The sequence below is a fragment of the Pristimantibacillus sp. PTI5 genome (genome assembly GCF_048572955.1).
In the GTDB taxonomy this organism is placed as follows: domain Bacteria; phylum Bacillota; class Bacilli; order Paenibacillales; family Paenibacillaceae; genus Pristimantibacillus.
Genome location: NZ_CP183886.1, coordinates 988,363 through 1,010,991 on the forward strand (window position 1 = coordinate 988,363; position 22,629 = coordinate 1,010,991).

The 22,629-nt window shown below is 50.1% G+C and carries 20 protein-coding genes and 1 pseudogene; 7 read left to right on the forward strand and 14 right to left on the reverse strand.

Annotation, left to right across the window (positions count from 1 at the left end):
- Window positions 1-11 precede the first annotated feature (11 nt).
- Window positions 12-758, forward strand: coding sequence for a hydrogen peroxide-dependent heme synthase (gene hemQ / locus ACN6MW_RS04695; protein WP_419876273.1), 747 nt, complete (start codon window positions 12-14; stop codon window positions 756-758).
- A 70-nt stretch (window positions 759-828) separates the two neighbouring features.
- Here the strand turns inward: hemQ and ACN6MW_RS04700 are convergent, their stop codons facing one another.
- The 3 genes from ACN6MW_RS04700 to ACN6MW_RS04710 all read right to left on the reverse strand — a co-directional run bounded on the left by ACN6MW_RS04700 (window position 829) and on the right by ACN6MW_RS04710 (window position 3,518).
- Window positions 829-1,815 (reverse strand): aminoglycoside phosphotransferase family protein, encoded by a 987-nt coding sequence (locus tag ACN6MW_RS04700; RefSeq protein WP_419874424.1) that lies wholly within the window; start codon window positions 1,813-1,815, stop codon window positions 829-831.
- A 243-nt stretch (window positions 1,816-2,058) separates the two neighbouring features.
- Window positions 2,059-2,325 carry a hypothetical protein gene (locus ACN6MW_RS04705; protein WP_364147045.1) on the reverse strand — a complete coding sequence of 89 codons (267 nt, stop codon included), beginning with the start codon at window positions 2,323-2,325 and terminating at the stop codon, window positions 2,059-2,061.
- A complete protein-coding gene (locus ACN6MW_RS04710) occupies window positions 2,325-3,518 on the reverse strand; it encodes an NAD(P)/FAD-dependent oxidoreductase (RefSeq protein ID WP_308994441.1) in 1,194 nt (397 codons plus the stop codon). The genes ACN6MW_RS04705 and ACN6MW_RS04710 overlap by 1 nt, the downstream gene beginning before the upstream one ends.
- A gap of 331 nt (window positions 3,519-3,849) precedes the next feature.
- On the opposite strand from ACN6MW_RS04710, the gene ACN6MW_RS04715 reads away from it, so the two are divergent.
- The gene (locus tag ACN6MW_RS04715; protein WP_419874425.1) at window positions 3,850-4,851 is read left to right on the forward strand and encodes an NAD(P)/FAD-dependent oxidoreductase; all 1,002 of its coding nucleotides are present in this window, start codon (window positions 3,850-3,852) and stop codon (window positions 4,849-4,851) included.
- A gap of 390 nt (window positions 4,852-5,241) precedes the next feature.
- Here the strand turns inward: ACN6MW_RS04715 and ACN6MW_RS04720 are convergent, their stop codons facing one another.
- The 4 genes from ACN6MW_RS04720 to ACN6MW_RS04735 all read right to left on the reverse strand — a co-directional run bounded on the left by ACN6MW_RS04720 (window position 5,242) and on the right by ACN6MW_RS04735 (window position 9,190).
- On the reverse strand, window positions 5,242-5,385 hold the full coding sequence (locus tag ACN6MW_RS04720; protein WP_139990516.1) for a sporulation histidine kinase inhibitor Sda: 144 nt from the start codon (window positions 5,383-5,385) through the stop codon (window positions 5,242-5,244).
- A 359-nt stretch (window positions 5,386-5,744) separates the two neighbouring features.
- The gene (locus tag ACN6MW_RS04725) at window positions 5,745-6,416 is read right to left on the reverse strand and encodes a YheC/YheD family protein (RefSeq protein ID WP_419874426.1); all 672 of its coding nucleotides are present in this window, start codon (window positions 6,414-6,416) and stop codon (window positions 5,745-5,747) included.
- 88 nt (window positions 6,417-6,504) lie between these two features.
- A complete protein-coding gene (locus ACN6MW_RS04730) occupies window positions 6,505-6,858 on the reverse strand; it encodes a hypothetical protein (protein WP_419874427.1) in 354 nt (117 codons plus the stop codon).
- A 157-nt stretch (window positions 6,859-7,015) separates the two neighbouring features.
- Window positions 7,016-9,190 carry a DNA topoisomerase III gene (locus tag ACN6MW_RS04735; protein ID WP_419874428.1) on the reverse strand — a complete coding sequence of 725 codons (2,175 nt, stop codon included), beginning with the start codon at window positions 9,188-9,190 and terminating at the stop codon, window positions 7,016-7,018.
- A 223-nt stretch (window positions 9,191-9,413) separates the two neighbouring features.
- On the opposite strand from ACN6MW_RS04735, the gene ACN6MW_RS04740 reads away from it, so the two are divergent.
- Entirely contained in the window at window positions 9,414-10,562 is a 1,149-nt protein-coding gene (locus ACN6MW_RS04740) for a metallophosphoesterase (RefSeq protein WP_419874429.1), read from the forward strand.
- Window positions 10,563-10,664: 102 nt separating this feature from the next.
- On the opposite strand, the gene ACN6MW_RS04745 is transcribed toward ACN6MW_RS04740, so the two are convergent.
- The 5 genes from ACN6MW_RS04745 to ACN6MW_RS04765 all read right to left on the reverse strand — a co-directional run bounded on the left by ACN6MW_RS04745 (window position 10,665) and on the right by ACN6MW_RS04765 (window position 14,870).
- The gene (locus tag ACN6MW_RS04745; protein WP_419874430.1) at window positions 10,665-10,796 is read right to left on the reverse strand and encodes a hypothetical protein; all 132 of its coding nucleotides are present in this window, start codon (window positions 10,794-10,796) and stop codon (window positions 10,665-10,667) included.
- Window positions 10,797-10,859: 63 nt separating this feature from the next.
- Window positions 10,860-11,900: a FecCD family ABC transporter permease gene (locus ACN6MW_RS04750; protein ID WP_419874431.1), complete on the reverse strand. Its 1,041-nt coding sequence runs from the start codon at window positions 11,898-11,900 to the stop codon at window positions 10,860-10,862.
- Window positions 11,897-12,910, reverse strand: coding sequence for a FecCD family ABC transporter permease (locus tag ACN6MW_RS04755; RefSeq protein WP_419874432.1), 1,014 nt, complete (start codon window positions 12,908-12,910; stop codon window positions 11,897-11,899). Before ACN6MW_RS04755 ends, ACN6MW_RS04750 begins: the two co-directional genes overlap by 4 nt.
- A 195-nt stretch (window positions 12,911-13,105) precedes the next feature.
- Window positions 13,106-14,389 (reverse strand): stalk domain-containing protein, encoded by a 1,284-nt coding sequence (locus tag ACN6MW_RS04760; protein WP_419874433.1) that lies wholly within the window; start codon window positions 14,387-14,389, stop codon window positions 13,106-13,108.
- A 22-nt stretch (window positions 14,390-14,411) separates the two neighbouring features.
- The gene (locus tag ACN6MW_RS04765; RefSeq protein ID WP_419874434.1) at window positions 14,412-14,870 is read right to left on the reverse strand and encodes a hypothetical protein; all 459 of its coding nucleotides are present in this window, start codon (window positions 14,868-14,870) and stop codon (window positions 14,412-14,414) included.
- A gap of 285 nt (window positions 14,871-15,155) precedes the next feature.
- Between ACN6MW_RS04765 and ACN6MW_RS04770 the strand changes: the two genes are divergently transcribed.
- From ACN6MW_RS04770 to ACN6MW_RS04780, 3 genes and pseudogenes are all read left to right on the forward strand, one after another.
- Window positions 15,156-16,766: a helix-turn-helix domain-containing protein gene (locus ACN6MW_RS04770; protein ID WP_419874435.1), complete on the forward strand. Its 1,611-nt coding sequence runs from the start codon at window positions 15,156-15,158 to the stop codon at window positions 16,764-16,766.
- A 182-nt stretch (window positions 16,767-16,948) separates the two neighbouring features.
- Window positions 16,949-17,872 (forward strand): annotated as a pseudogene (locus tag ACN6MW_RS04775) (sensor histidine kinase); the annotation flags it as partial.
- 187 nt (window positions 17,873-18,059) lie between these two features.
- Complete coding sequence (locus tag ACN6MW_RS04780) at window positions 18,060-18,809, forward strand: MBL fold metallo-hydrolase (protein WP_419874436.1); 750 nt, start codon at window positions 18,060-18,062, stop codon at window positions 18,807-18,809.
- Between the two features lie 92 nt (window positions 18,810-18,901).
- On the opposite strand, the gene uvrA is transcribed toward ACN6MW_RS04780, so the two are convergent.
- Window positions 18,902-21,415, reverse strand: coding sequence for an excinuclease ABC subunit UvrA (uvrA, locus tag ACN6MW_RS04785; protein ID WP_419874437.1), 2,514 nt, complete (start codon window positions 21,413-21,415; stop codon window positions 18,902-18,904).
- A gap of 159 nt (window positions 21,416-21,574) precedes the next feature.
- On the opposite strand from uvrA, the gene ACN6MW_RS04790 reads away from it, so the two are divergent.
- Entirely contained in the window at window positions 21,575-22,303 is a 729-nt protein-coding gene (locus ACN6MW_RS04790; RefSeq protein WP_419874438.1) for a MerR family transcriptional regulator, read from the forward strand.
- Here the strand turns inward: ACN6MW_RS04790 and ACN6MW_RS04795 are convergent.
- On the reverse strand, window positions 22,300-22,629 hold the full coding sequence (locus ACN6MW_RS04795; RefSeq protein ID WP_419876274.1) for a low molecular weight protein tyrosine phosphatase family protein: 330 nt from the start codon (window positions 22,627-22,629) through the stop codon (window positions 22,300-22,302). The genes ACN6MW_RS04790 and ACN6MW_RS04795 overlap by 4 nt on opposite strands.

Sequence of the window (22,629 nt, forward strand, 5' to 3'; positions counted from 1 at the left end):
GCATTTATACAATGAGTGAAGCAGCACAAACATTAGAAGGCTGGTACGCGCTGCATGATTTCCGCAGCATTGATTGGACAGCCTGGCGCCTAGCCGACGAAAACGAACGCAGCCGCGCGCTGGACGAGCTGCAATCTTTTTTGCAGCAATGGGCTTCGGTGGATGAAAATAAGCAGGGCAGCACCGCCGTGTATTCGATTGTAGGTCAAAAAGCAGACTTTATGTTCATGCATTTGCGCGAAACGTTAGAGGATCTTAACGCAATCGAGACCGCGTTCAACAAAACGACCTTCGCTAGCTTTACCTATCCGGTGCATTCGTATGTAAGCATAGTGGAGCTCAGCAACTATATGGCGCAGCCGGGCTCGGATCCGATGCAGAATCCGGATATTATCGCTAGACTGAAGCCGTCTCTGCCAAAAGCAAACCACGTCTGCTTCTATCCGATGAACAAACGACGCGACGGCCAAGACAACTGGTACATGCTCAGCATGGACGATCGCAAGGCGATGATGCGCAGCCATGGCATGATCGGCCGTTCTTACGCAGGCAAAGTAAAACAAATCATTACCGGCTCCGTCGGCTTCGACAATTGGGAATGGGGCGTTACGCTGTTCGCGGACGATGCTCTTCAATTCAAAAAGCTGATTTACGAAATGCGCTTTGACGAAGTAAGCGCGCGCTTCGCGGACTTCGGTGACTTCTATGTCGGCAATTTCTTAAACGGCGAGAAGTTCGCAGCATTGCTCGCAATATAGGTTTACAGCCTAACGGCATAAATAAGACAGTCCGAGCCTTTCGATAAAGGCAGCTCGGACTGTCTTTTCATTATTCGAGATCGTCGACGCTTACAGCAATGAATTTAAGCGCGCTTCGATAATTATGCCGAGTGATATCCATTGCCAGCTGCCGGTTCGGAAACCCGCGATGCAGCAGCTTTAAACCGCCGGTTGTACAGGAGAGATGATGATACATTTTGTAAAACAACATACGGTTCCGATCCAGCCGGTCATTGCCCAAATAAGAGTAAGCAGCTCCAAATCGAAACGTCAAAAAGCTGTGCTCATATTCGGAATCGTAATAGCGGCTTCCCTCAATATCAATTAAGTAGGGCTCCAGCTTGTCATTCACCATAACGTGATCCGGGCCAAGCTCACCGTGAATAAAGCTGTATCGCTCTCTTCCCTCGATTTTGGATGCCAGCTCATGCACTTTTTCCAGCAGCTTCATCTGATTTTCCTTGAATGCCGCTATATAATCCGAAGCATAGGCCAGCTGCTGCTGCGCTTGTTCCAATTCCTGCAAATGGCATTTGCCGGAACGAACAAAGCCATCGTTTATCAATCCATGATAATTCCTCTCTAAGCTGTGCATCCGTGCAAGCATCGATCCGAGCTGCCCGAACACTTTTTCCTTAGGTTCCTCGTCAGCATTCAAAAAGCTCGCTGCATCCGGGCCGTCGATATATTCGACAAAAGCAAAGTCAAAGGGATATCGCTCTCTTCCCTTGTTTATATAATAAATGCCAGGCGTCCGTATGCCATGCTTGCTTAAAAAAGCTTGATTTCCTTCGAATAGCCCGCATCCATAGGTGCGCTCGTTCTCTGGCAGCCTTTCGATTTCCTCTTGAAAATAATTCATCGCCAGCTCCCAGACATACAGCATGAACCTAAAACCATTCGTGCACATCACTTTATAGACGGTTTTTTGAGCGCCTCCATGCCTGTTGGTAACTTGCTTGACCATATAGCCGGCACCAAAGGTTTCCTTCGCATGTTGCTGTAAATCTTCAATTGCCACTAAACAATCATCCATAGCTGCAACACTCCAATTCCTTTTTTTGCTGCCGGCTGCTTTACTATAAATAAAATTCCGCCAAAAGAATAGACTGTTTCTTTCCCGCCTGTTATGATGTTGAATAAGGTCTTTGTAAAAATAGCGATACCTTTTCAAGCGTCTAGAGCATCTTCTAGATGCTTTTTTTTATGCCATTTGGCTAAAAAAAAGCTTTCGCGCTTGACCGGCATCGTAGCCGTATCAAGTGCGAAAGCCTTTATTTTAAATGTCGTCCTCATCCTCGTCTTCTTCAGCGCTTAGACGCTTTGCATCCAAATATTCTTGGGTTGCACGGTCACGCTCGCGGCCTTTGTCCTTCAACCGCTCGATTGCCGGCTGAATCAGCAGGTCAACTTCCTTTTGCACCGTATAAGCCAAGTCGTAGCGCGTCTGCGATTCTAAGAAGGAACCGACCTCCATCAATGCGTTGTAACGATCCAGCTCATCTCTGGTGAGCAAACCCCGAACTTGTACGCTGCAGTGTCTCATTATAGGAATTTACCTTTGCGAAGCACGAGTGAGATGCCGCCAATGATGAACAGGTAACGCAGATCGATTGCTTTTTTCAACCAAGCAGCTACGCGTCCCTTGTATTTTTTGCCGAATGCAATACCGATTGCTTCGCCTTTTCCGAGTGACGCCACCGTACCTTTGTTGCTGAACGTAAAGCCTTTAGGCGGCTGATTGCGAATGGAAGCGACAAGGTTATGCGCGCAAACGACACCTTGCTGCATCGCGATTTGAGCCGTAGGCGGGTAAGGACGGCCTTCCGGGTTGAACATCAGCGAGTTGTCGCCAACGATGTAGATGTTTTCATTGCCGGGAGAACGAAGGAATTCATCCACTTTCACGCGTCCGCGCATCGTCTCAAAACCTGCTTCTTCGATCAAGCGGTTTCCGCGGATACCGCCGGTCCAAATCACGGTTGCGGATTTAATTTCTTCGCCTTCGCCGACAATAACGCCCTCCGGCGAGCATTCTTTGATTGCCGTGCCGATACGGAACGTTACGCCTTTCTTAGTCAAAACGTCCATGCCGTATTCCACTAACTCAGGGTCAAAACCAGGCAGTGCCGTCGGCGCCGCTTCGATATTGTAAATTTTCACAAGCGCCGGATCTACGTCGAACTGCTTGCAGAGCTCAGGGATACGGTCGGAAAGCTCGCCGACGAACTCGATGCCCGTAAAGCCCGCTCCGCCAACCACGAACGTCAAATAGTCCGTACGATGCGGTTCGCGTTTGAAACGAGCAAATTGATACTCGATATGTTCGCGAATTAAACGAACGGAATTGATGCTGCGAATATTCATGGCATGCTCGCCTAGACCCGGAATGCCGAATGTCTCCGGCTCGCCGCCAAGGCCGATAACCAAATAATCGTAAGACAAAGTGCCGTCCTCGAGAATAACTTTTTTGTCTTGCGGACGGATTTGCACGACGGTGGATTTCACGAAATCGATTTTAAATTCATCGATCAGTTTTGAAATGCTGACTCGCGCATTTTCCGGATTGTCCGTGCCTGCTGCCGGCATATGGAGATGTGTCGTAATATAATGATAGTCATGTTTATTTACTAATGTAACGTCGGCTTCATTGTAATTTAATTCTTTTTGCAGACGAAGCGCGGTCAAAATACCTCCGTACCCTGCGCCAAGAATGACGATTTTAGGTATGTTACTCATCGATTAATCCCATCCATTCCTCTTATCTTTGTATTTATACATTGTGAAAAATTACACATGCTAAACCGAATATCTATAATTATAAGTTCAGTGTGTTCTAAATAAAGCCATTTTATCAATGAATCGGAGACGGTTTGGCGGCATCTTTCATCGCTCATAGCAACCAGTCCCGTGCTTAACATACATCAGAAATTTTACATAGTTTTCAGTAAAAGTTCAAGGGCAAATTATACGAAATTGTTTAGAACTCTATACAAATTAAATATTTCCTTCTTCTTCCGCGAAGCATTATAATGGTATTCGTAAAGCTTAAAATGCGGAGGTGGCTACATTGTCTAACCCTGAAACAGCAGTAAACCCCGTCGATATCTTAATTATCGGAGGAGGGCCTGCGGGACTGTTTGCTGCTTTTTACGGCGGTATGCGCCAGGCTTCAGTAAAGCTGATTGAGAGCATGCCGCAGCTAGGCGGCCAGCTTGCTGCTCTTTATCCTGAAAAATATATTTACGATGTTGCTGGATTTCCGAAAGTAACGGCTCAGGAACTGGTCGACCGCCTGATAGAGCAGCTTTCCCATTTTAAACAGGAGATCTGTTTGGAAGAGAAGGTCACTAACGTTATTAAGCATGACGAAAGACTCTTTGAGATTATAACAGACAAAGGCGTTCATTATGCCAAAGCCGTCATTATAACAGCGGGAGTAGGCGCATTCGAACCGCGCAGGCTTGATCTGGCGGATGCCGCAAGATTCGAGAAAAAAAACCTTCATTATTTCGTAGGCGATTTGCAGCGGTTTAAGGGGCAAAAAGTGCTGATAAGCGGTGGAGGCGACTCGGCCGTGGACTGGTCGCTTATGCTGGAGCCGATTGCTGAGAGCGTGACGCTCATTCATCGCCGCGATAAATTCCGAGCGCATGAGCATAGCGTAGAAAATCTTATGAATTCCAAAGTAAACGTCCTTACGCCAAAAGAAATTACCATGCTGCACGGCGAGGACAGCATTTCAAAAGTGACGTTAACCGACGTCAAGACGTTAGAAACATCCGAACTCGACGTGGATGCCGTTATCGTTAACTTCGGTTTCATTTCTTCCCTTGGTCCGATTGCGGACTGGGGAATCCAAATACAAGGCGGATCAATTCTTGTGGATACCCGGATGGAGACCAATATACCGGGAATATTCGCCGCGGGCGATATTACGACCTATCCCGGCAAGCTCAAGCTGATTGCCGTAGGCTTCGGCGAAGCGCCGACCGCCATTAACAATGCGAAGGTTTACGTCGATCCAAATGCCAAACTGTCGCCTGGCCACAGCAGCAACATGAAACTTTAATGCTTCAAATTCGCTTTGCGTCTTTTAAAAAATAAACAAAAGGGTATCCTAACCTTGGCTTAGTTCATTCATGCACCTATCGCATACATATGCACGGTGTGCCAAGGAGGATACCCTTATGTTTTGTCCGGTTTGTAACGGGATTCAATCTCTGCATGTACGCTGCTCCTCTTGCGATAGCGCAATTGTCGACTGCGGTCGTTCATCCGATCTGACGGGTCCCTATGCACCTTATGAACAAATAGATGACGAACCGCTTTTAAGTCAGGCCGCCGTGCAAAAAACTTTTTCCTGCATGCATCTTGTATATTGCCAGTCTTGCAATCAAACAACCGAGGTCTCGGTTATGGAATGGTAATCATGTTGTAAGGCAAAGTACTGCAGCAGGGATCAAGCGGTAATCTTGACGGCTTCCGGATTTAACCGTCTGCGCTTCATTTCAATCGCTAGCATTCGAATGAATTCTGGCTCCAGTTCAAACTGGATAGCTGCATAATAGGTGTCTACTAACATTTCATCAGACAGTAGCTCCAACACTACACACCCTTTCTTCCATACTTTGGTTATTACTTTTTCATAGTAGCATGGCACTATTAGAAGGACAACAGCACTGGTTATACACAATATCTTGTGTATACGCTGTGCACAGCGTGTGCATATTCATTTATCGTTGAGCAAAATCAGGGTGTATAATGTGGATATAGTTATCCACAGGAGAATTTTCCAATTTATCAATAAAAAACTTTAATCGGAATCTATAAATCTATTAATGGAATATATTACTCTCTTCCTGCATACGGCGATAAACTAATCAAATAAGGTGCCGCGGAAGCCGGTTTGGCCTCTGCGGCACCCTATTCGATTAAGCTGCATCATGTGAATTTTAAGTGCTTTTATTGCGGCCGCGTATTCACCTCGAAGATCCAAATATGGCCTTGTTTGTCGATGCCGTAATCAAAACCCAGCTGGCCGATGCCCGGATATTTGGCTTCAAGCACGCCTGTCGACAGCACGGTGAGCTCCCGCATCTTCCGCTTCTTCTCCGTAACCTGCGCAGGCGACAGGGACCTGCTGATGCCCTGTGCCCCGGATACCAGCTTGCCGCCGCGGCATAAGTTTGTTACGAAGAGCCCTTTTTTGGCAATCCGCCCCACGATCGCCCGATATACCCAGCCATTCTCCGTTTTCACGTATTTCACGCGATAATCGATTGGCCTGCCGTCTACCGTAGCCAAATTTATTCCTTTTTGAATCAGATAAGACCGGCCTCTCCGTTTTTTGTTAAGCGCTCCTATTAGCGCTCCAAAACTAGCAAAACGTTTGGTCTGCGAATAATAGGTATAAACGTAACCTTTGCTATCATGCGCAACCTTAATGACTCCATGCCCGCCGGCGCCAACCACCGGCTTTACCACAACCATCTGATGCGCATCGAGCATCGCCTTGAGATTATCCGCTGTAAATTTCCTTGTTGGAGGTATATGCGGCGCGATACTCGAATGGGAAAGCAAAGTCGCGGTCTTTGCCCATTTGCTGGCCAGCTGCCTGCCTTGATGTCCGCCCATTTCAATCTATCCCCTTTCCTATTGCTTCATCCATAGCATATGTCAGAGTGCTATCTGTCTCTTGGATGATTGTCATAGGTTAAGAGCCTTAATTCCCTAGTCTAGCAATCTTTAGTAAAACGATTAGCGCAAAAGAAGCCGGCCATACAAGCTCAATCCGTTCCAAAGCATTTATCTCTGCGAATGGAATGCAGCCGCAAAATGCTTGGCAGAACGGGTAACAGCCGATCCCGGGTGACCGGATCATCGAAGTTCCACGAGCTGACAGCAATGTGATACCTCCCCTTCTTAACGGAGTCGAGCGCTCTCCAATTGGGATTATCCAGCAATCGAATGACGTTATGGTCCTTATTTCCTCCGCATCCGTGAGCAGAAATATGCGGTCGCCGCCTATAGCCGCAAGCGACTCCGCCTGCACTTCGATACAAGGCTCACCGTTCACGATCAGCTCCGAAACTTTGCTGGAAGTCCTGAAGCCTTGCGGGTGATATAGTGTCGCAACAAACCCAGTACCGACAGGGTACTGGGTTTCATTTTACAGAAACAGTATTCGTTTTGCGGGGCTCACCTTACTGAGATGCTTGCCGCTTTTCCTCTTTTTACTTGTCTGCTTGCTTCTCCAGCGCTGCCTTGAGCTTATCGGCCAAGCTGTTCGACAATGATGTATTATCGCTAAACTGCTCGATCAGCTTCTGGTTTTGCTTGCGGTTAACTTTGCCGCCCTGCTTGTCGCCAAGCATCTCAATCACGCTGCATGGCTTGCACTGCGCAAATTTTCCCGCCTTGCCGTCTTTGATTTCCATTTTCTTATGGCAATTCGGACAACGCTTGTTCGAGAGCATGGGTTCCGCAGCACGGCGGTAACCGCAATCACGGTCCGAACAAACGAGCGATTTGCCCCGCTTGCCGTTAATTTCAAGCAAAGGCTTCTCGCATTCCGGACAGCGCGAGTGCGTCAGATTGTGCGGCTTGTATTCCTTCGTCTCCGCAATAACCTCCGACACCCATTTCGCCGCTTGCTGGCGGACATTTTTCATGAAAGCCCCCGGGTCGCCTTTGCCTTTTGCAATGCGCTCCAGCTCTTGTTCCCATTTTGCGGTCAAATCCGGGCTCCTCAACTCATTCACTACCAGCTCGATCAGCTGTTTTCCTTTGCCGGTCGGCATCAGCTTGTTTTGCGAACGCGTAATCGTATCCGTACCAAGCAGCTTCTCTATAATATCGGCTCTTGTCGCGGGTGTACCCAGACTATGCTTTTCCATACGGGTCAGCAGCGTTGCTTCGGTATAACGTGCCGGCGGCAATGTCCGCAGTTCGCGCAGCTTAGGCTGCTTAATCGGAATCGGCTGCCCGATCGTGAGCGGCGGGAGCAGCTGCGCCGGCTGACGGTCGGCTTTGCCTTGTCCGGACTCGCCCGCTCCGTTGTCGTCCTCTTCCTCCTCCTCTTGGCCGGATGAATACGCATCGGACTGATAGATTTCCTTCCATCCTTTATCTTTCTCGATCTTGCCCTTCGCATAAAGCGAATCCTTGCCAATGGTCAGCACAACGCTCGTCTCGTCATACTTGTAAGGGCCATAAAATAAAGCGATAAACCGTCTGACGATCAGATCATACAGCCTGCGTTCATCATTGGTCAGAGCTGAAATATTAACGAATTGCTCCGTCGGAATAATCGCATGGTGATCCGTCACCTTCGTGTCATCGACAATACGCTTCGTAATCGGAAGCTGTATTCTTACCAGCTTACGGGCCAACTGCGCGTAAGGGCCTACGGCGATACTCTCAAGGCGTCCTTTTAATGTAGGAACCATATCGCTCGACAAATAACGGGAATCGGTACGCGGATAGGTCACCAGCTTATGCTGCTCGTAAAGCTTCTGAAGAACGTTGGACGTTTGCTTGGCCGAGAAGCCGAGCCGTTTGTTCGCATCTCTTTGCAGCTCGGTCAAATCATAGGCTTGAGGATGGGGCTCGGATTTCTCCACCGTTCGAAGCCTGCTTACCTTTGCGCTTCCTTGTTTGATGCGGGCGGATATCGCCTCGGCCTCTTCGCGGCTCCACACTCTTCCGTCATGGGTATCCTGCTCGCGCCAAAGCGCAGAGAATGATCCGAATTCAGCCGATACATTCCAATAAGGCTGCGATTGAAAAGATTGAATTTCCTGTTCCCGGTCCATCAGCATCGCAAGCGTAGGGGTTTGTACGCGCCCCGCCGCAAGCTGTGCGTTGTATTTGGTCGTTAAAGCTCTCGTCACGTTTAGCCCGATCAGCCAATCCGCCTCTGCGCGGCAAACGGCTGAAGCATACAGATTGTTATAGTCCTTGCCCGGCTTAAGGCTGTTAAAGCCGTCCTTAATCGCTTTATCCGTCTGCGAAGAAATCCAAAGACGCTTGAAGGGCTTGCGCCAATGAACCAGCTCCATGATCCAGCGGGCGACGAGCTCGCCCTCCCGCCCCGCGTCGGTTGCGATAATAAGCTCGCTTATATCCTGCCGTTTGCACAGCTGCGCTACCACACGGTACTGCTGCGACGTCTCTTTCATGATCTTCAGGTTCATTTTCGGAGGAAGCAGCGGTAAATCTTCCAAATTCCAAGTTTTATATTTGGGGTCGTAATCCTCCGGCTCAGCCAGCGTCACCAAATGGCCAAGCGCCCAGGTAACGATATATTTAGAGCCTTCCATGTAGCCTTTTTGCTTCTGTCCGCAGCCGAGCACACGGGCGATTTCCTTCGCCACGCTTGGCTTCTCTGCCAGTACAAGCGATTTCATTTCATTATTCGCTCCATTCCGTTTAATGCTTCGTTCATTATGACGAAACGATACCATAGGCTTGCAGCCTGCGCAACGCCTATGCGCGGCTGCACGCGCTGGAGCTCTTGCCTAAGCTTAGGACGTTCCTCACAATCTCGCATTTTTTGCTGCCGGGAATCCCTTGTGCTATAGTAAATTCAGCTTATATGAAAATAGATTAAGAGCTAGGGAGCGTTGAAGGATGAAGCTGCGTTTTATTGCCATATTTTTTTGTGTGTTGCTTGTATACAGCGGCATATCCTTCTATATCGGATGGAATGGCTGGCTGTTCTTATCTGCACTTTTCAATTGGGAAAATGCAGGCTGGTATGCGTTAACGACTGCCATTATCGCTTATGCGTATATAATCGGCCGAGCTGCTTACCGTACGCCGCTGCGTCCGGTCGCGGAATTGTTCAAGCTAATCGGTTCCTATTGGTTTGCTGTCCTTGAATACGCAGTCCTCATTTTGCCTGCTGCCAATCTGCTCTCGTTCCTCCTAAAGACAGCGGGCGCCGGGACATCCATCTACGTCGTCGGTGTCGGAAGCATCGCGATTCTTCTCATGGCCGTTCTGCTCGTCCGCGGATCTTGGAATGCTTGGAGTCCCATTATTCGAACCTACCGCGTACAGGTGCCTAAGCCTGCCGGCCAAATGAGAAAGCTGCGCATTGCGATGGCTTCCGATCTCCATTTGGGCACGATTGTCGGCAATAAGCATCTGGAACGGTTGCTCAGCAAGGTAGAACAGATCAAGCCTGATCTGATACTACTGCCAGGCGACATTCTTGACGATGATATCGAGCCCTTTCTCCGCAAAAACATGTCGGCTGTGCTCGGCAGGCTTAAAGCGCCTTTGGGAGTATACGCGGTTACCGGCAATCATGAATACATTGGCGGAAAGGTGCCCGAATTTATCGCGGCCATGGATGCCATCGGCATTCGCGTCCTCATGGACGAGACCGCGCTTATCGCTGACAGCTTCTACGTCATTGGCCGCAAGGACAAAGCTTCCGCCGGCTTCGGCGGGAACGGAAGAATGCCTATCCGTGATTTGATTGCTCCTCTCGACCAGTCGAGGCCGCTTATCCTGCTGGACCATCAGCCGTCGGACATCGCCAAAGCTGCCGAGAGCGGCATCGATATTTCCGTATCCGGTCACACGCATCGCGGTCAAATGATGCCTAACCACTTGATTACAAGAAAATTGTTCGAGCTGGATTGGGGCTACCTGAAAAAAGGCCCCCTGCATGCCATTGTCTCGTCCGGCTTCGGAACATGGGGGCCGCCTGTCAGAATCGGCAGCCGGTCCGAGGTCATTCAGATCGAAGTTGATTTCGTAGGCGCCTAGAACAGCAATAGCGGCAACAAATGTGCTTATTTCAACGTTAAGCGGCTCATAAGAGCCCTTCAACGCGGAGGCAGCCATGGGTTGCCGCTATTTTTGATTTACTTAATCCGCATCTGCGATCCGCCACTCGGCATCCTGTTCCTTCCCCTTCTGAAACACGTAAAGCGAACGGCTGCCCTCGCCGTTGTCTCTGGCTTCCGTAACCTCGACCTGCTGCAGCAATAACGGCGCCAATCACGACTTTGAAACCACGCTTCCACCGGTTATCCCCCATTCGCCTGGTTCCGCCGCGCTGCGTCACCTGTTATTTCTCGTACGGTACAGCAAATAAATAAAGAAAGGCGCGCCAATACCGGATGTGAACACGCCCACGGGTATATCGAGCGGCAGAAAAGCCGTCCTCGCGATCAAATCGGCTAAAGCGACAGTGATACCGCCAATTAATGCCGAGATCGGAATCAGCCTGCTCACCACGGGACCGACCATACGACGGGCCGCATGCGGGGCAATTAAACCAACGAAGCCAATTACGCCGCCGATCGCAACGGCCGAGCCTGCTAGACCCACGCTTATTAGAATAAGAATGAACCGGTGCCGCTGCACGCTGCTGCCAAGCCCGATTGCCAGCTCGTCGCCAAGCAGTTGAATGTTCATCTGCCGCGTATAAAAAAATAAGATACCCATTAAGACGACAGTCCATGGAAAAAGGTTCCAGACATACGTCCAAGTTGAACCATATACCGTACCCGTCAGCCAAATATAGGAGGAGCTGGCCGAATAAGCCGGGCTGAATACGAGCATAAAGGTCGTCACGGCCGACAATAAAGAGGCGATTCCGATTCCCACCAACACGAGCCGAAATGGATTTACGCCATTTTTCCAAGCGATAAAATAGATCAGCAGCGAAGCTCCCAAAGCCCCAATGATAGAGGCGACGGGTAAAAAATGAATGCTGACCGCGCTTGGCATATACGTTATAAAAGCTACCGCGCCCACGGATGCGCCGCCGGTAATGCCGACAACGTCAGGCGCCGCGAGCGGGTTGCGGATCACGCTCTGCAGTATTGCGCCTGCCACGGCAAGCGATGCGCCTACAAGAAAAGCCACGATAACCCGCGGCGCCCGCAGCGATTGAACGATCAGCACATGATCGGGGTTGCCTCTCCCGAACAGCGCAGACCACACGCTGCTGGGTTTGATGACCTGCTCACCCATCGCAAGATTGGCCACCAACACGATAGCTGCCGCAGCAAGCAGCAGCAGCGCTGCACGCAGCGTTTTTCGACGATAGCGGTTAGAACGGCTTCCTGCTTTCCAAGTTCCGGCTGCTTGCTTCATTTGGCCATCAGCTCCTTACGCGCGATATAGATAAAGAATGGCGCGCCTACCGCCGCTGTCATAATGCCGACCGGAACCTCTTCCGGAAGGATCACGAACCTGGCAACCACATCGGCGAGCAGCAGCAATACGGCCCCGAATAGCGCGCTGTACGGCAGAAGCCAGCGGTAATCCTGCCCGCAAACATAACGGGCAATATGAGGGATGACGATACCGATCAAGCCGATCGGACCGGTAACGGATACCGCGCCGCCCGCCAGCACAACGACGATAATTCCGGCAGCGAGCTTGATCAGCCCCGTGCGCTGTCCAAGTCCCTTCGCGGCCTCGTCGCCCATGGCGATCACGTTTAAATGTCTCGACAGCAGCAATGCGGCCAGCCAGCCGGCACCCATATAAGGCAGCACGGCCAGCAGCGTTTGCAGATCACGTCCCGCTATGGAACCGGCCAGCCAGAACATGACATCCTGCAGCCCGCTCTCGTTATGGACAAGCATTCCTTGCGTGAAGGAGGCAAACAAGGCCGTCATCGCAGAGCCTGCCATGATGATCTTAAGGGGCGACAAACCGTCTCTTCCGAGCGAGCCCAGCGTATAAACCGCTGCCGTGGCAAACGCCGCCCCGCCGAATGAAATCCATACGAGCATGCTCATTTGCGTTACCTTAAAAATAGTGATAGCCGCTACGATTCCGGCGCTCGCACCTGCATTAATTCCCATTACGCTTGGGGAGGCGAGCGGATTTCTAGTCACCGCCTGCATGATAGCGCCTGCCATGGCGAGGCTTGCACCAATCGATGCGGCTATGAGCGCACGCGGCACCCTTGTCGTCAATATAACGACCTGCTCCATGGAGCTTTCATCGTAATCCGTAAGCGCAGCCGTCAAATCGCTCCATTTTACCGTCGTAAAGCCGAACCTCACGCTTGCTATGAAGCAGCATAGCAAAAGGACCAAGCCGAATAGCAATCCCGCGGCTTTCAAAATAAAGCTGTTTCTCCTATTATTCATTTCCTTGAACGCTCCCAAGTAAGGTTTGCCGGCAAAATACAGACGGCTCCCGCGATCCTGCGACGGCGAAAGCCCATAAGCGCGGAACCCTATAAAAGTTGTACTGGACATTCCTATAAGGTGTTATATTCGCACAAAAGAATGAGCGCGTTAGCTCATTCTTTTGTGGAATCCTATAGGCATTCCGCTTAACGTTTAGTTAAGGTCGAAGTAGAAATACAAATCATCAAGCATCAGCTTTGCAGCCGTTGCGCCGCCCGATAAGTTCCAGGTTACTGCGTTGACTTTATAGTACTTTTTGTTTTTTACAGCGTTCAGATTTTTCCAAAGCGCGCTGTCGGTCCATTCCTTTTGGAACTTATAGATGGCGCCGTCCCCGTCCCAATCCGTTGTAAAGTCAAAGATATAATCGCCGTCGAGCAGGCTCACCTGTTCTTTCGAGGTAACGTTAATGATTTCTTGCTTCGCAGCAAGCTGCGCCTTCGGTGTCGCAAATCCAAGCTCTTTGAAAATTTGGTAAGCGAAGCCCGAGTTGTAGGCGCGGGCGCTTCCGTTTGGATTAATGCGAATGATGGAAATTTCCGCTCCTTTATCTTTTGCGGCAAGCTTGCTCTTGAAATCGGCAACTTTGACTTTCCAATCCGCGATAAACTTCGCAGCGATTTCTTCCTTGTTCAATACGGAAGCAGCAACCTGCAGATTATCCTGCCAATCAGCCAAATCTTCCGTTACAATCGTAGGCGCGATCGCTTTAAGCTGGTCGTAAATTTTCTCATGGCGTACTTTTGTCGCAATGATCACATCCGGCTTCAGGCCAACGATTGCTTCTACGTTTGGCTGGGTTTCGTCGCCAAGCGTTTTTGTGCCGATTAGGCCGGAGCGGATATATTCGTAAAATGGCTGCTGCACATAAGACTCTACTGCGCCAACCGGCTTAACACCAAGCAAAACGGAGATGTCTACGCCGCCGTTAAACAAAATAACAACGCGTTTTGGAACGCTGTTCAGCGTCGTGCTGCCAAGCGCATGCTTAATCGTTTTTTTCGTAACAAGCGCTGCAGTCGATGTTTTGGCATTCCAGCTTACCCATACGCCGAGCGATTCGCCAACGAAACGGAGAGGCACAAGCACGCTGCCCTTAATATTGGCCGGGGCCGTATCCATGGCTGTGGAAACACCGTTGATTTTAGCCGTTTTGCTGCCAAGCGTCAGCTCGACCTTTTGGCTGCCTTTTGTGATCGTTGCTTTTTTTGCTTTCGCGTCGTATTTAACCGTACCGCCCAACGTCTCGGCGATTGTACGGTATGGAACGAGCGTACGCCCGTTGATCATTTGAGGAGCAACGCTGAAGGAAACCTTTTTACCGTTTACCGTCACGTTGACGGCTGCAGCCGCTGCTGCCGAGGTAACCGGAATGACCGTAACCACCAAAGCAAGCATTAATAGAAACCCGATGAACCTTTGTTTGACCGAAGACATTTAAAAACCACCTATCTGTTTTTTATTGGACTTGCATCTTCTGCTTTATATCGCGGAAGCTTTGATAAAGCTTATAATCGAGCTGAATGATCAGCTCCTTGTCCCATTTGGCTGCCTTCGCTGCTTGTATGAGCCGGCCTAAATCTTCCTGCAGCATCTGTTGTTTGGCCGCATCGGCTGCCTCTATCGCAGGCTTCAACGCGTTCCATAAGCCTGCCATCTGCCCGGCATACTCCTTTGCCACATCCGTTTGATCCGCTTCGACCGCTTGTTTTAGGGATTTGATCAAGCTCGACATATCCGAAATGCCGGTTTGCGTATCCGCAATTTCTGTCGGCGCGATGTTTGCGAACGGATCGCTCTGGTCAGCCGCTTCGCTGCTTTGAACGTTATTCGCCTGTGTTTGTTCCCCCTCTTCACTGCCCGATGCTCCGCAGCCGGTGAGTACGACAATTAAGCATAATGCGTATGCTAGCAGCAAGCAGCTGCGTTTCCCGTTCCCCGCCTTGCCCAAAAATACGAAGTAAGAAATTGTTCCACACCCTCTCGCTATGTGAATGATAATCATTTTCATTACTATTCTAACGATCAGAATTTCCAAATTGTATACACGATATTGCCCGATTCACATGGACAAAAAAGTCAGCCTTGCCTCATAGCTTGAAAAATTGCTAGGTTTCTCTCCCTAACTTTGATAGGATATAATTGATAATCGTTCTCATATACTTTACATTTTACTACTCTCCTATAAAAGGAATGCATGCTATTGAATCCGGAAAACCAAGTTATGTCCTATATGCCCTTATCGTTGAAAGCTCACGACTACGGCGCCGCCTTCCGTTCGAAGCCTTTCCAAACCGCGCGAACATCCATCGGCTTCGTTCAAAACGGCAGCGGGTGCCTCTATATAGATGAACAGCGTTATCCGCTCAAAGCCGGCGCGTTCTTTTTCCTTCAGCCTGCTATGAAAATTCAACTAATGAATGATTCGGAAAGCATTCTTCGCCTTCATTTGCTCCATTACCGGTCCGTCCAGCTGGACTTTTGCGATGATTTCATTCATGCGGCAAGCATGCCGTCACCGTTAAACGAGGGGGCGCTGCCCGTCCACTATTCGTCATCTGCGGTAACAGAGACGCTAGTTCTGCAGCTCCAGCAGGCTTTTAAAGAAAAAAGCAGGCTGAACGATATCAAAAAACAGCTTGTTTTTTGCGAATTGCTTCTGCATTTACATACCTGCCAGAAATCGGAACGCCTCACGGTGAATGAATCCATCCAGCAAACGATCGCTTATATGGAAGAGAAGTATGCGAAATCCATTCAAGTAAGCGAGCTCCCGGTCATTGCGGGCATGACGCCGAGCTCCTTTTGCCGCGCTTTCAAGAAAATAACGGGGCTGACGCCCGGCCATTATCTTACAAGGCTGCGCATGGTACGCGCCAAGGAGCTCATGAGCGAGCAAGGCGCCGCGCTGCGGGACATTGCCGTCGGAGTCGGCTTCCAAGACGAGCTGTATTTCAGCCGGGTATTCAAAAAGACGGAAGGAGTATCTCCTTCCGTCTATCTTAAACGGCGCGATAAGCGAATCGCGGTCGTCAGCAGCTTTTTTTTGCAGGATCATTTGCTCGCTCTCGGCATTTTACCGATCGCGGCGCCAAGCTTTCCGAAATATTACGCAACGCCCTCCGGCTTTCCGAGCTACCTGCATGACCGGCTTACGGACACCGTGCCGCTTAACGCGGAGCGGACCATTATGAGCAGCGATGTGATGCGTTTGTCACCGGATCTGATTCTAAAAACGGAATTTCAGAAAAACCCGAACGACAGCATGTGGAACGCGAACAAGAATACGATTTTTATCGGTCATTCTACGAGTTGGGAGCAGTATTTGCGGAGTATTGCGACGCGCGTGCAGAAGGAAAAAGAGGCTGAACGCATCATACGCCAGATGACCCTGCTTGAACAGGAAACCAGAAAAAAGCTTGCGCCGGTTACGAAAAACGGCAAATGGGTAATCATCCGCCTGCTCCCGAACAATTGCCGGTTATACGGCAGCGCCGACCACACGTTTACGGAGCTGTTCTATCGACGCCTGCAGTTTCAATGCGATGAACGCGTCACCCATCCCATTTATATGGATCATGCGCTGGACCGGCTGATCGAGCTGAATCCCGAAAACATCTTGATCATTTGGAGCGAGGAGTCGGAAGTGAACGCTCTGGCAAGCCATGAGCAGTGGCTGAATTTGCGTGCGGTCAAAGAAAATCGCGTGTATTATCCCGATTCGCGGGAATGGGACCCTTGGGGACCCATTGGACGCGAGCATATGATCCGGGCGATGACGCGTTATTTTGCTAAAAACGGTATAGACGGTTGAGGGAATGAAGTGATCTTAAGTGATCGGAGCTGCCCCCTAATCAAGGGGGTGCCGTTCTTCTAGCTATTTACGATTTTATTAAACGAATGGACTGTCAAAAAGTAATAGAACAAATAAATGATAATGTATAATGTCGTCGAGAAGAGAACAGGCACCGTAAAGTTCACGTCAACCATATTGGAAAACAGCTAGTATATGTTAACGCGGTTTGCTTCGTCTTGGCGGCGCTGTATATTGTGACCGGATATTTTTATAGAAAAATGTTTTTGCGAGAGCTGGCCGTCGTCATCGATCAAGGCAGAGATACGATGGTTGCGGCCCTGCCCGCACCCCAAAATGCGGAGCAAGCGCTGTATTTGCAGCTCATCGCCAAGCTTCAGCGCGAGCATTCGCAGCAAATGCAGCAGCTCGTAAATGAAAAAAGCGATCATCAGGATTTCATCATGTCATGGATTCATGAGGTCAAGCTCCCCATCGCGGCAAGCCGGCTGCTGATTAGCAACAGCGGCGGCAAGGACGTAGACTTCATCGTTGATAAATTCGAGGATGAGCTCGGCAAAATCGACGGATGCGTCGAGCAGGCTCTTTATTACTCGCGAATCGACTCCTTCTCGCGGGATTATTTTATCAACGAGGTTCAGCTTGGCCAATTGATGAAGGACAGCGTCAAAAAATACGCAAAGCTGTTCATTAACAAGCATATTCGCTATGTGATGGAGGAGACGCAATGCGAAGTTCAAAGCGACAGCAAGTGGCTGGCGTTCATCATCGATCAAATTACGGCCAACAGCTTAAAATACACCAAGGAAGGCGGACAGCTGTCTGTTTCTTTTGAGGAAGATGGCAAGGAGAAGCGAATGACCATTACGGATACCGGCATCGGAATCGCTTCTGAGGATCTGTCCCGCGTGTTCGAAAAAGGCTTTACCGGCGCTAATGGCAGAACCCAATCGAAATCCACGGGAATGGGCCTGTATCTGGCTAAGCAATTGGCGCTCAAGCTCGGCCATGACTTGTCCATTCAATCCGAAGAGGGACGATTTACAAAATTGACGATTCATTTTCCGAAAATTAGAAATTACAATGAATGGTACAGCAATAAATAACAAAGATTCCCAATCCGGTTATATGTTTTTCGCCCCTTCGCGCCACCAATTAATCATTGACAAATAATTATTTTTGTGGTATAATATATTGTTTATCTATTTACATTAAGGTATTTTATAGGTAGAATATGACCTGAAAACAATAGTCCACCTGCACGATCACTTCTAACAACGGCGGAGGGTTAAAATGAACATTGCAAGCGGAGTTAATATGCTGCCCATCTCAGCGGTCATGATGGGAAAAATGGAGACGATTTATCCTACATTGTTATGGGATGACGATGCGGCGATTTTAGTCGATACCGGCTATCCCGGTCAGCTGCCTTTATTCAAGGAGCAATTCGAGCGGGCAGGCCTATCCTTTGACAAGCTTACCAATATCATTATTACGCACCAGGACCTCGATCATATCGGCAGCTTGTCTGCCATACTGAAGGAGCTCCCGCAGCCGGCGGAAGTAATGGCTTCATCCCTTGAAGCGCCCTATATTCAAGGCAGCGAGCAGCTGCTCAAGCATTCGCCGGCGGCCATCGAGCAAGCCGTCAACGCTTTGCCGCCGGAGGTGCCGGAGGAATGGCGCGCCGCATTTAGAAAGACGCTGGAAAACCCGCCTAGAGCAAGCGTTGATACCTTCATTGCTGACGGCCAGGAGCTCCCGCTCTGCGGAGGCATTACCGTTATCGAAACCCCCGGGCATACGCCGGGACATTTAAGCTTGTATCATAAAGCAAGCAAAACCTTAATTGCCGCGGATGCTTTAATCGTCGAAAATGACCGATTGCTGGGACCGGTCCCGCAGTACTGCATGGATCCTGTTCTTGCTAAACAATCGATCAAAAAACTAACCGAATACGATATCGGGACCGTCATCTGCTACCACGGCGGATTATACGCCGATCGCGTGAATGAGCGCCTTCTAGAGCTCGCTTCCGAATAAACAGGTTATGATTAATGCCTAGCTATGAAAAGAGCTGTCTCCATGGGCAAATGGCCCTTAGAGACAGCTCTTTCCTTGTCTGGATTATTCCTTTAAAATCCGCCGGCCAAAGCCTGCTTCAAAAACTGCCCGGTATAGGAAGCAGCGACTGCCGCTACCTGTTCCGGCGTTCCGGCGGCAACCAACTGGCCGCCTGCCGCTCCGCCCTCCGGACCAATATCGATGATCCAGTCGGATTCGCGGATCAGTTCCAAGCTGTGCTCAACCACAATAACCGTGTTGCCGGCATCCACTAATTTATTCAGCAGCGCAAGCAGCTGTCCTACGTCGGATGGATGCAAGCCCGTCGTCGGCTCATCCAGCAAATACAGCGTATGCGTGTTTGATTTTTTGTTCAGCTCCCTGGCAAGCTTGATCCGCTGGCCTTCCCCGCCGGACAATGTTTTTACCGACTGCCCCCACTGAAGATAACCGAGACCAACCTCGCACAAAAGCTCGATCATGCCCGATATTTTCTCCCTGTCCTTAAACACGGGCAAGCTCTCTTGAACGGTCATGTTGAGCAGATCGGATATGGAATAGCCATCGAAGGTAACCTGCAGCACCTCATCCTTGAACCGTTTCCCTTTGCAGGCCGTGCAGCGGATTTCAAGATCAGGCAGGAAATTCATATCGACCGACAAAACGCCAAGACCCTGGCAAGTCTCGCAGCGCCCGCCCGGCGTATTGAATGAGAAATGCTTCGAGGTGAGCTTTAGGCGCTTCGCTTCGGGCAGACCGGCAAATAAATTGCGCAGCTGCGTAAATACTTCCGTATACGTAGCAATGTTCGAGCGCTGCATCCGGCCGAGCGGCGATTGGTCAACCGTAATTTGGCTGCCGATGTGCTCAAATCCCGTTACGCTGTCGCAGCCTGGTATTTGCTGCTCCCGCTGTCCTCCCTTGGCAAGCAAATCAAACAGCAGCGTCGATTTACCAGACCCGGACACGCCGGTGACCGAAATGAGGGTCCCGAGCGGGAACGAAACGTCAAACCCCTTTAAGTTGCGGGCAATCGCATGATTAACGGTTAACTGCTTGCCGCTGCCCGCTCGTCTTGTCCTAGCAGGGGCAGGCAAGCTTTCTTTGCGCAAATAGGCGCCCGTGACCGAATGCCCGCTTGCCATCAGCTCCTCCAAGCTGCCTTCTCCCACAACCGTACCGCCCAAGTATCCCGCTCCCGGACCGATATCGATAATATGGTCCGCTGCCCGCATCACTTCGATATCATGCTCGATGACAAGCACTGTGTTGCCAAGATCGCGCAGCTGCATCAGCACGCGGATCAAGCCGGATGTATCGCGCGAATGAAGACCCGTCGTCGGCTCGTCCAAAATATAGAGCACGCCCGTTAATCCGGAGCCGAGCAGCGAAGCCAGCCTTAATCGCTGCGCTTCCCCGCCGGAGAGCGAGACGGTCTGCCGGTCAAGCGACAAATAGCCTAGCCCGACATCGATAATGCGCTCCAATCGAACCGGCATATCTGTTAAGACCGGCGTCAGCATAGGAAGTCCTTCTGGCGGCAAGGCTTCCTGCAGCCGACCGGTCCAGCTAAGCACATCCTCCAAGGACCAGGAGGATACTTCCGAGATAGAGGCGCCCGCTGCGACAGCCGCTCTGCTTTCCTTCTTCAAACGCAAGCCATTGCATGCCGAACAGACCTGCTGTTTAAAATAGTCGCCCTCTTTTTCCATTCCGGCCTGCTCGCCGTCCTTTTCCTTGTATCTTCTCCACATCCCGGTGACGACGCCCTCAAACTTGCCGCCTCCGACGGTTTTCGGCACCTTCGTATCCGGGAAATGCTTCGCGAACGCTTCGCTTTCCACGCCGTAATAGAGCAGGTCTCGCTGAACCTCGGAATATTCTTTTAGCGGCATATCCGGATCGAACGGAAATCCGTAATGCTTGGCGGCAGCCATCACATTATTGATTAAGTACTCGACATAAGCATCATACATGAAAGTCACGCAGCCCCCGCGGAAGCTCTTCTCTTGATCGAACACCGCATCTAAATCTATCGTTGCCACATGCCCAAGCCCGCTGCAGAATTCGCAGGCGCCCTCCGGCTTATTAAACGAAAAATGAGACATGCCCAGCTTCTCCAGCACGGCATGGCAGCTTGGACAGGTGATCGTTTGCCGTTCCTCTTCTTCCTCTGCCGCCGCGATATCGACCCCTTCATTAAACGTTGGCGGGATGCTTTCGCCGCACGAGGAGCAAATCCGCGTGCTCAGCCTGGAGTATACGAAACGCAAATAGGTGTAAATATCGGTTACCGTTCCGACCGTCGAGCGGGGATTACGATTCGTGACATGCTGACCAATGCTGATCGATGGCGACAGTCCGGCAATTGAATCGACCTTTGGCTTGCTGATCGAATCCGATACCATTCCCATCGACTCCATATATTGCCGCTGGCACTCCCTTTGCAGCGTATCCATAGCGAGCGTTGATTTCCCCGATCCGGAAGGTCCCGTCAAAACCACCAGCTTATATTTGGGAATAGAAAGCGTAACGTTTTTTAAATTATTTTCGCGGGCGCCTTTAATGACTATTGAATCCTTCATCCTTGTCCTCCTTGATATCGAATCCATTTTCAACTCCAGCATACTACATTCATGCAAGTGATAAGGTTGAATAAATTTTCACTTGATATAATCCAGTATTATTGATAAAACATTGTCAAGGTTGTTTAAGGTTTCGATAAATCTGCGGAGGTGTTTTTTATGAATGTTCGGCCCATTGATATCGCAAGAAAGCTAAAGATAAGCACATCTGCATTGAGGCACTATGAGGATTGGGGAATTATTCCTCCCGTTGAACGCGGGAGCAACGGTTACCGGCAATATACGGAGGAGCATGTCGCCTATTTCGAATGTATCCGGGCCATGAATGATGGCTTTGGCATGACCGTTACCAAGGAAGTGATGCTGAAGACTATCGACGGCTGCATAGATGAAGCTTTATGGCTTGCGAACGAGGCCCAAGCTTCGCTGCACCGAGACAAAACCATTGCCGATAAAACGATTCGCGCGCTGGAAACCGATGATATCGATCTGCTTCATGCGATAGGGAAACGAAAATGGATGACCATAGGGGAGATATCCAAAGAAACGACGATACCAAGCTCTGCTATCCGTCATTGGGAGAAAATGGGGCTGCTTACGATTGTACGCGACAACGAAAATGGCTACCGCCGATTCACTCCCGCAAACTTGCGCCAAATTTTAATTATCCGCACGTTCAAAGCAGCCGTATGGTCGCTTGAGGTTATTCAGCAGGTACTCAAGGAGGTTAACGACAACCGCGTCGAAAATGCGATAAAAATTGCGCGCGAATCCATGCTGTTTCTTAATCGAATCAACAGAAACCAGCTGCGCGGAGCGTATTATTTGCACGAGCTCCTGCAGGTCATTGAGCGGAAGCAGCCATATGGAAACCATGTTGAACGTTAATCGTCGAGCCCGATATGCAAGGATACGCCCGATTGAAGCAAACCGATCAAATCCTCGTTCATATATTCGAATTCGTCCGGAATGTGCAAACAAATAAGCCGCTTGCCTGCAAGCTCATGGCCGAACTTATCCTGCAGCCTACGGATATGCTTCTTCTCCATGGTAAAAATCAGATCCGCCCAGCCAATATGCCCTGCCGTAACCTTAATCCGGGCATTCTCTTCTGTGCCCGCCGATCTCGCCTCATGGCCGCCGACGCCTTGAAAAATCGTCTCCGCCGTCAGGCTCCGCCACTTGTTTCTGCTGCATATGAATAATAAATGGAT